At 48.7% G+C, this 9,130-nt stretch carries 12 protein-coding genes; 4 read left to right on the forward strand and 8 right to left on the reverse strand.

Features of this window, described 5'->3' with window-relative positions; all coding sequences use genetic code 11:
- Positions 1-21: 21 nt before the first annotated feature.
- Positions 22-282, reverse strand: coding sequence for a Rho-binding antiterminator (gene rof / locus ETV65_RS20890; protein WP_129954992.1), 261 nt, complete (start codon positions 280-282; stop codon positions 22-24).
- Entirely contained in the window at positions 269-469 is a 201-nt protein-coding gene (locus ETV65_RS20895; protein WP_129954993.1) for a YaeP family protein, read from the reverse strand. Before ETV65_RS20895 ends, rof begins: the two co-directional genes overlap by 14 nt.
- A gap of 215 nt (positions 470-684) precedes the next feature.
- Between ETV65_RS20895 and ETV65_RS20900 the strand changes: the two genes are divergently transcribed.
- From ETV65_RS20900 to nlpE, 3 genes are all read left to right on the forward strand, one after another.
- Positions 685-1,245, forward strand: a complete 561-nt coding sequence (locus ETV65_RS20900) for a YaeQ family protein (RefSeq protein WP_129954994.1) — start codon at positions 685-687, stop codon at positions 1,243-1,245.
- A 5-nt stretch (positions 1,246-1,250) separates the two neighbouring features.
- Positions 1,251-1,661 (forward strand): alternative ribosome rescue aminoacyl-tRNA hydrolase ArfB, encoded by a 411-nt coding sequence (gene arfB, locus ETV65_RS20905; protein WP_129954995.1) that lies wholly within the window; start codon positions 1,251-1,253, stop codon positions 1,659-1,661.
- A gap of 65 nt (positions 1,662-1,726) precedes the next feature.
- Positions 1,727-2,404, forward strand: a complete 678-nt coding sequence (nlpE, locus tag ETV65_RS20910; RefSeq protein WP_129954996.1) for an envelope stress response activation lipoprotein NlpE — start codon at positions 1,727-1,729, stop codon at positions 2,402-2,404.
- Positions 2,405-2,506: 102 nt separating this feature from the next.
- Here nlpE and proS read toward each other — a convergent pair whose 3' ends face one another.
- The 6 genes from proS to metN form a co-directional block, all read right to left on the reverse strand.
- Positions 2,507-4,225: a proline--tRNA ligase gene (proS, locus tag ETV65_RS20915; protein ID WP_129954997.1), complete on the reverse strand. Its 1,719-nt coding sequence runs from the start codon at positions 4,223-4,225 to the stop codon at positions 2,507-2,509.
- Positions 4,226-4,344: 119 nt separating this feature from the next.
- Entirely contained in the window at positions 4,345-5,052 is a 708-nt protein-coding gene (gene tsaA, locus ETV65_RS20920) for a tRNA (N6-threonylcarbamoyladenosine(37)-N6)-methyltransferase TrmO (RefSeq protein WP_129954998.1), read from the reverse strand.
- Entirely contained in the window at positions 5,049-5,456 is a 408-nt protein-coding gene (gene rcsF, locus ETV65_RS20925; RefSeq protein WP_129954999.1) for an Rcs stress response system protein RcsF, read from the reverse strand. The genes tsaA and rcsF overlap by 4 nt, the downstream gene beginning before the upstream one ends.
- 186 nt (positions 5,457-5,642) lie before the next feature.
- Positions 5,643-6,458 carry a MetQ/NlpA family lipoprotein gene (locus ETV65_RS20930; RefSeq protein ID WP_129955000.1) on the reverse strand — a complete coding sequence of 272 codons (816 nt, stop codon included), beginning with the start codon at positions 6,456-6,458 and terminating at the stop codon, positions 5,643-5,645.
- 57 nt (positions 6,459-6,515) lie between these two features.
- Positions 6,516-7,169 carry a methionine ABC transporter permease MetI gene (locus ETV65_RS20935; protein ID WP_015696115.1) on the reverse strand — a complete coding sequence of 218 codons (654 nt, stop codon included), beginning with the start codon at positions 7,167-7,169 and terminating at the stop codon, positions 6,516-6,518.
- Positions 7,162-8,193 (reverse strand): methionine ABC transporter ATP-binding protein MetN, encoded by a 1,032-nt coding sequence (gene metN, locus ETV65_RS20940; RefSeq protein ID WP_129955001.1) that lies wholly within the window; start codon positions 8,191-8,193, stop codon positions 7,162-7,164. Before metN ends, ETV65_RS20935 begins: the two co-directional genes overlap by 8 nt.
- Positions 8,194-8,371: 178 nt before the next feature.
- Here metN and gmhB point away from each other — a divergent pair, with 178 nt between their 5' ends.
- Complete coding sequence (gene gmhB, locus ETV65_RS20945) at positions 8,372-8,938, forward strand: D-glycero-beta-D-manno-heptose 1,7-bisphosphate 7-phosphatase (RefSeq protein ID WP_129955002.1); 567 nt, start codon at positions 8,372-8,374, stop codon at positions 8,936-8,938.
- The last annotated feature ends 192 nt before the right edge of the window (positions 8,939-9,130 follow it).

A 9,130-nucleotide genomic window follows, 5' to 3' on the forward strand; every position in this document is an offset into this window, starting at 1 on the left:
TTAAATTGACGATCGTTATCGCTATTCAGCGCTGACGACAACGGTGCCAATTTCCGGATGGCTAAAGCTTTCAATGTGATCCAGACGAAGATCCCGTTGTTCGCCGTTGACCTCAACCACCAGATATTCCACTTTTTTACGCATTAACAGATCGTTGGCTTTTGCCTCAACGACTTCTCCGCTACGCATCTTCAGCGACAAAACCAGATGATGCTGGCAGGCGAGCTCAAGATTATCGTAGTCATCACAATTGATGGGTTGGTACTCATCATTCATCGACATAATCGCTCACCAATAAGTTAGCGGCGGCGTAGGCCGCCTGATCCCTAACGGAAGACGGAAGGTCAGCATTCGCTGCGACTTCGTCCAATGCTTTCAATACACAGCCCAATGCATCGGGCACATATCCGAGATCGCCGCTGGCGATTTCAGAATATTTACGGCGTACCAACTCACAGTATCGTTGCATAAGTTCTCCCTAAAAAGCGTATCCCTCTGAGGAAAGCGCAGAAAGATAAGCTCTCAGTATTTACCGACTATAGCACAGGAGAGTGTGAGTTATTAGCAGGCCTGTAAAGGTAAATCGTTTGTGTAAAACCATTATTGAGGATGACCATAGGGGGAAAACTGGTCGCGGCAGGATGCTTTCAAGTACACTGTGCGTCTATTATCAAGGGGTTTACCATGGCGTTAAAAGCAACCATTTATAAAGCAGCGGTCAACATCGCTGATATGGATCGTAATTTCTTTCATGACGCCAGCCTGACTCTGGCACAGCATCCTTCCGAAACAGAACAGCGCATGATGCTGCGCCTGCTGGCATGGATTTATCATGCTGACGAACGACTGACTTTTACCCGCGGATTAAGTGCAGAGGACGAACCCGAAATCTGGCGTAAGAATGATCACAATGGCATCGAACTGTGGGTCGAATTAGGACTACCCGATGAGAAGCGTCTGAAAAAAGCCTGTAACCAATCGCGCGAAGTCGTGCTTTACGCGTATGGTGAGCGTGCGGCAAAAGTCTGGTGGTCACAAATGGAGGGGAAAGTCAGAGGTTTTGAGAACCTGCATATCCGTTATTTAGAAGATGAGTTGCTCAATCAGTTGACCGCTTTTGGCAACCGTACCATGAACTTACAGGCGACTTTGCAGGACGGAACTATTTGGCTTTCTGATGCTCAGAGTAATTTAGAAATTCATTTTTCTGAATGGAAAGAGTCTGTTGTTAAAGAAGCAAGGTAAGCAGTGTGTTAATTCTTTCCGGAAAACTGGAAATACCCGACAGCGAAATCGAATTAACCGCGATTCGCGCTCAGGGTAACGGCGGCCAGAACGTCAATAAAACATCAACGGCCATCCATTTGCGCTTTGATATTAAAGCGTCGAGTTTGCCAGAATACTATAAAGAGCGGTTACTGGCGTTTAATCATCATTCTGTTACTGCCGACGGCTGGGTCATTATCAAGGCTCAGGAATACCGGAGTCAGGAGATGAATCGTGAAGCGGCTTTGACCCGGCTGGGAGCATTGATTTCCCAGGCGATGGTGGTAGAAAAAACGCGTCGTGCGACGAAACCAACCCGCGGGTCTAAAATTCGCCGGGTAGAAAGTAAGGTTCGCAAGGGTGCGACGAAAGCATTACGGGGCAAAATACGTTAGCCCTAAATTCGTGTTGCAGGACAATTTTTATCGCAGCACCAGGAAAAAGCAGTAGGGGAGAAACTGTGAAAAAAATCATTATTAGTGCAGTGCTGGCGCTCGGGGCGTTATCATTGTTCGGTTGTCATACTGCCGCCTTCAATCATGAAAAACCTTTGCAGGCTATGCAGCAGAGTTACAGCGGCGTATTGCCGTGTGCTGATTGCAGTGGTTTGAAGACGTCGTTATTCCTGCAACAGGATGGTACTTACATTCTTCAGGAGGAATATCAGGGCAGCAAAGAGGGCGATCAGGTATTTGCCAGTTATGGACGTTGGGCACGGACTGCCGACAAATTGGTGCTGACTGGCAACAAGGGTGATAAACGTTATTTCCATCCGAAAGATGAAAATCTGGAAATGCTGGACATGAGCGGTGAGCCTATAACTTCTCAGTTCAACTATACATTGAAGCCGGTGCAGCAACATTTGCCTCAGACGCCGATGGCAATGAATGGAATGATGCAATACAGCGCAGACGTTGCCTCGTTTAAAGATTGTGTGACCGGTAAAGTGTTCCCGATGTCGGCAAACCAGTCACTGGAAGAAGGCTACCTTACGGCACGCAAAGCACCGAATCAGCTGGTTTTCCTTTCTATGGATGGCCATTTCATGACGGAACCGTCAATGGAAGAAGGGCAGATGCAGAACGCTGTCGTGGCAGATAAAAATGTCAAATTTGACGCCACGAAGTCCTGCCCTTAATAGCGCACACCGTTTTTTAATAACGAAAGCCTGGCTCAACAGCATCAATAAAAATGCCCGCTTAAGCGGGCATTTTTTATGGCAAACAATTGTTATCCGATCTTAACGCGGGATCTGACTCAGCAGATATTCAATGATATCGCTTTGTTTGATCATCTGCTTTTCGCCGGTGCGACGGTTTTTGTATTCCAGCTCTTCTGCATCCAGATTACGATCACCAATCACCACCTGATGCGGCACACCGATCAGTTCCATATCTGCAAACATGACGCCCGGACGTTCTTTACGATCGTCGAGGATCACATCGATACCGTGTGAACGCAGTTCTTTATACAATGCCTCTGCCGCATCTTTCACGCGGAAGGATTTGTGCATGTTCATTGGCAAAATAGCGACCTGGAACGGAGCGATAGCATCCGGCCAGATAATGCCACGGTCATCATGGTTCTGTTCAATCGCCGCAGCGACCACGCGGGTCACGCCGATACCGTAACAACCCATGGTCATTACCTGATTACGGCCATCTTCGCCCTGAACGGTCGCATTCATCGCTTCTGAATATTTAGTTCCGAGCTGGAAGATATGACCGACTTCGATACCGCGTTTGATAACTAAAGTACCCTGGCCATCCGGACTTGGATCACCAGCAACGACGTTACGGATATCGGCAACTTCTGGCAGCGCAACATCACGATCCCAGTTAATACCAAAGTAATGCTGACCATCGATGTTAGCACCTGCGCTAAAATCGCTCATGGCGGCGACGGAACGGTCAGCAACAACTGGCATCGGCAAGTTCACCGGACCCAGTGAACCCGGACCAGCAGCAACGATTTCACGAATTTCAGCTTCCGTTGCGAAAGTCAGTGGTACAGCAACTTGTGGTAATTTTTCCGCTTTGATTTCGTTCAGCTCATGATCACCACGAACCAGCAGCGCCACCAGTTTATGGCCACTTTCCACTGTTGCGTGAACCATCAGCGTTTTCACGGTTTTCTCAACCGGCACCTGGAACTGTTCAGTCAGTTCAGCGATGGTTTTGGCATTGGGTGTTTCAACAACACGCATTGCTTCGGTTGCTGCAGCGCGCGGAGTCGCCGGAGCCAGCGCTTCAGCGAACTCAATGTTAGCCGCGAAATCTGAAGAGTCCGAGAACACGACATCATCTTCGCCGCTTTGTGCCAGGACCTGGAATTCATGAGATGCGCTGCCGCCGATAGAACCGGTATCCGCCATCACGGCACGGAAATCCAGGCCCATGCGGTTGAAGATCTGGCTGTAGGCTGCGTACATTGCATCGTAAGTTTCCTGCAGAGATTCCTGTGTTGTGTGGAACGAGTAGGCATCTTTCATCAGGAATTCACGGGAACGCATCACACCAAAGCGCGGACGAACTTCGTCACGGAATTTGGTCTGGATCTGGAAGAAGTTCAGTGGCAATTGCTTGTACGAACTGACTTCATTACGGATCAAATCAGTGATGACTTCTTCATGGGTCGGGCCCAGAACAAATGGACGATCGCCACGGTCAACAAAACGCAACAACTCCGGACCGTATTGTTCCCAACGTCCGCTCTCCTGCCATAAATCGGCGGGCTGAACTACCGGCATCGACACTTCAATGGCGTTCGCGTTGTTCATTTCTTCGCGTACGATGTTTTCAACTTTCTTGAGAACGCGTAAGCCGGTCGGCATCCAGGTATACAAGCCTGAGGCCAGTTTACGAATCATTCCCGCGCGCAGCATCAGCTGGTGGCTGATAACTTCTGCGTCGGCTGGCGTCTCTTTCAGTGTAGAGAGCAGATATTGAGTAGTACGCATGATGTTGTTGGTTCCGTTAGCACTGCAAATTGCAATCGGGCTGCCATGAGCAGCCAAAACGTGAAAAGTGGTTTAGTTTACCAGCGAGTTGCTATTGTCAAAAGAGACGCAGAGGAAATTTAGTTTTTGTCGAGAGACAATACCTGATTCACTGAGCCTGAGACCCGCCAGCGGACGTTAAACTCCAGCAAGCGAACGGCATAATCGCGCTCTGCGGCTTCACCCTTGCGATAAGCCGGGCGGGGATCTTGCCCTAAAACCTGCGTGATGAATCGACGCAGATGTGGGTATTGATGCGTATGTTGGGTAATTTGCTGTTCTGCCTGAGGTAAAAATTCGACCGGCATATTGGCATCGGGGGCATGCTGGGCAAAACCTGCGCGTGCATCAGGATGGCTTTCTGCAAAGGGAAGGTAAGGCTTGATGTCCACGACAGGCGTGCCGTCTACTAAATCCAGACTGCCAAGCTGCAGAATGACATCCTGGCCCTGACAGCGGATCCCTTTCAGTTCAATCAGAGACATTCCGAGCGGGTTCGGCCGGAAAGTTGAACGGGTGGCGAATACACCGGTACGCGCGTTACCGCCCAAACGTGGCGGGCGGACCGTCGGACGCCAGCCGCCTTCCATCGTCTGATGAAAAATAAACATCACCCATAAATGACTGAACTCTTCCAGCCCGCGGACGGCTTCAGGCTGGTTATAAGGTGCATGCAGATGTAATTCGCCGCCACCGTCCTGAATCAATCCGGGCTGGCGCGGAACAGCAAACTTCTCTTTATAGGGCGAGTGAATGGTCCCTATTTGCTCAAAAGAAAATGAGGTCATTTAAACGTGACGTTCAGGGCAGAACCCTGACAAATTGCCTGCTGGAAACAGCCAGGTACGCCGCTGATAATCTGGCACTGATGCAACAACACGGCATTGGCTTTCATATAGGATGCGCGGGTCAGCATTCTCTTCCGTGCCGCAGCCAGGCTTGGTGGCGTATCATTTTGAGCACTCTGGCAAGATTCGCCGGAGACTTCGCCAAGATCACGGAACGGGGTTCCAACTAAAGCTTCTGCATCTTTATAGAGCTTTACAGGAGCGGGGCGCACTGGTGCCGGCTTGGGTTTGACAGGTTTTGGTTCTTCTTTAACAACAGGCGCAGGGGGTGTTGGCTGTGTGTGTTGAGTCAGGGAACAACCCGCCAGCAAAAGTGCCGACAAACAGAGAGGTAAAGCACGCATGGTATATCCTCTGCTTTTTAATATGTTTACAGGAAAGAATGTGGCGTTATTGAACCAAGGTATTGAGGAAATAACAAGGCGGGCATATGCCCGCCTTGTTATTTATTTATGAAAAGATGTATTTGCGAATCTACTATCTTATAAATGAATAGTCAGGAGAAACGTAACGTTCCTGATTTCGGACAATTACCAACCTTTTACTGCGCCGCCGTTGAAGATTTTATTTGCTGCAGCGTTCACTTCATCAGACTGGTAAGCCTGAACGAATTTCTTCACGTTTTCAGCATCTTTGTTATCTTCACGTGCCACGATCAGGTTCACGTATGGAGATTCTTTATCCTCTACGAAGATACCGTCTTTCTCCGGCGTCAGGTTTATCTGGCTGGCATAGGTGGTATTGATAATGGCCAGAGCGATTTTGGCATCATCCAGTGAACGTGGCAGTTGTGGGGCTTCAAGTTCGACCAGTTTCAGATTTTTAGGGTTCTCGGTCACATCCAGAACAGTCGGCAGCAAGCCAACACCGTCTTTCAGTTTGATCAGACCTTGTTTTTGCAGCAGCAGCAAAGAACGACCAAGGTTAGTCGGGTCGTTTGGCAACGCAATCTGATCGCCATCTTTCAGTTCATCAATAGATTTGATTTTTTTAGAGTATCCGGCGATTGGGTAGACGAATGTGTTACCGACCGGCACCAGTTTGTAACCGCGATCTTTGATCTGTTGATCAAGATAAGGCTTATGCTGGAAGGCATTAACATCAATGTCGCCTTTGCTCAGTGCTTCGTTAGGCAAAACGTAATCATTGAAAGTCACCAGCTCAACGTCAAGGCCGTATTTTTCTTTAGCTACTTTCTGTGCAACTTCTGCCACTTGCTGTTCAGAACCAACAATCACACCCACTTTGATATGGTTTGGATCTTGTTCTTTTGGCCCGCAGCCGACTAAAGCCAGCGATCCCAGAAGCGCGCCGACAATGGCAATGGATTTGAATTTGTTAGACATGTCCTTTCCTCAATAAACGGATATAAATCATTCACAGGGTAGCTATTACAGCTGTTTTTATTTATGTGTGACTGCTTTTACAATGCGGTCGCCACAAAATTGTATTAAATACACCAAAACCACTAACAGGACTAATACCGTATTCATCACGGTTGCGTCATAACCGATATAACCATACTGATAACCGATTTGACCCAAACCACCCGCACCCACTGCGCCACCCATAGCAGAATAGCCTACGAGGGTGATCAGCGTGATGGTAGCTGCATTGACCAATCCTGGCAGAGCTTCCGGTAATAAAATTTTACGGATGATTTGCATCGGTGTTGCCCCCATCGCGCGGGAGGCTTCTACCAGACCACTTGGAATTTCCAAAAGAGCATTTTCAACCATGCGGGCAATAAACGGTGCTGCACCCACAGTCAGCGGAACAATCGCTGCCTGCAAACCGATAGAGGTACCGACGATCATGCGGGTGAACGGAATCATCCACACCAGTAAGATAATAAAAGGAATAGAACGGAAAATATTCACCAGCGCTGACATCACGCGATAGACGTTTTTATTTTCTGCAATCTGACCCGGACGGGTGACATATAACAGCACACCAAAAGGCAGACCCAGGACAAAACCAAAGAAGCCAGAGGTTAGCGTCATGATGACCGTTTCCCAGATACCCCGGCCCATTAACCACATCATTGCCTCAGACATAACCGAGTACCTCTACTTTCACCTGATTCTCATGCAGGAAACGAATTGCCGCCTGAGTGTTTTCTTCTGAACCGTGCATTTCTGTCAGCATAATCCCGAACTTCACGCCACCGGCATAATCCATCTGAGCACTGATGATATTATTATTAATGTCAAAGCGACGGACCGCTTCTGAAAGCAGCGGAGCATCCACTGACTGGCCGGTAAATTCTAACCGTAATAAGGGCACTCGACCCGCTTCAGGCGTGGTCAACAGACGCACGGCGTAATCATCCGGAATATCCAGGTGCAATGTTGACTGAATAAACTGCTGGGCAAGCGGAGTCTTAGGATGTGAGAACATCTCGCTCACTTTATCCTGCTCAATCAGTTTGCCATCGCTGATCACGGCAACCTGATCGCAAATGCGTTTTACGACGTCCATCTCATGGGTAATCAGCAGAATCGTGAGCCCCAGACGGCGGTTGATATCTTTCAGCAATTCCAGGATTGCGCGGGTTGTGGCCGGATCCAGTGCGCTGGTCGCTTCATCACAGAGCAATACTTTTGGATTACTGGCCAGCGCACGGGCAATCGCTACGCGTTGTTTTTGTCCACCGGAAAGATTGGCAGGATAGGCGTCATGCTTATCTTCTAATCCGACCAGACTCAGCAGTTCAGAGACGCGCTTTTTAATCGCGGCTGAAGACAGATTGTCGAGTTCCAGTGGCAAAGCAACGTTGCCAAAAACGGTACGTGACGACAGCAAATTGAAGTGCTGAAAAATCATGCCAATCTGTCGGCGTGCACGGGTAAGTGCTTTCTCTGAAAAGGACATCAGATCCTGACCATCGACCAATACCTGGCCTTCAGTCGGGCGCTCCAGCAAATTCACGCATCGGATTAAAGTACTTTTCCCCGCGCCGGAAGAGCCGATGACGCCATAAATTTGTCCGGCAGGGACGTGAAGACTCACGTCAGAGAGCGCGACAATCTGGCGCGAACCCTGCTGGAAAACCTTGGTGATGTTAGAAAGTTTAATCATATTTTTTTTATTCTGTCTTTTTGCCGTGACGTGGTGAATTTAACTCTGCGGAGGTCTTCTCCGTAGTATGGTGTGGATGCTAAGGCGTCTAGACGTCTAAGTCAACCAGGTTAGCATTCTCACAGACATTGAAAACATGCGATACTGGCGCCGTTAATCAGCCATCAGGAGCAAATTCGTGGCACAACCAGTTTCAGCAATCTTTCTTGACCGTGATGGCACTCTGAATGTCGATCACGGTTATGTACATGAAATCGATAACTTCCAGTTCATCGATGGGGTCATTGATGCTTGTCTTAAATTAAAAGAGATGGGCTTTTTACTGGTACTGGTTACCAACCAGTCCGGTATCGCACGTGGCAAATTTACTGAAGATCAGTTTATGACTCTGACAGAGTGGATGGACTGGTCGCTTGCCGATCGCGGGGTTGATCTCGATGGTATCTATTTCTGCCCGCATCATCCGGAAGGATCCATTAAAGAGTTTACTCAGGTTTGTGATTGCCGTAAGCCCCAACCCGGGATGTTTTTGACGGCCAAAGAAGAACTGGGCATTGATATGGCTTCTTCTTATATGGTGGGCGACAAACTGGAGGATATGCAGGCAGCTGCCGCTGCGGGGGTGGGGCATAAGATTTTAGTGCGTACCGGCAAGCCCGTAACCTCCGTAAGTGAAAATGCCGCCGATGCAGTACTGGAAAGCCTTGCCGCATTGCCTTCCTTTCTAGCAAAAGGCCATAAATAACGTCTTCTGGATAAAAAAACGGCAAACGGAATAAAACTGTATTTATTCGCTTGCCATTAAAATCCAACTCCCTATAATGCCGCTCCATCGACAGGGAACAACGTGAACAACATCACGAAGTAACCGGGTCGGAAAGATTAAAAACAGCGGCAACCGGATGAAATAAACGGTTGACACTGAATGAGGAAAGCG

Source organism: Rahnella sp. RFA10(1/100) (genome assembly GCF_004195115.1).
Lineage (GTDB): Bacteria > Pseudomonadota > Gammaproteobacteria > Enterobacterales > Enterobacteriaceae > Rahnella > Rahnella perminowiae.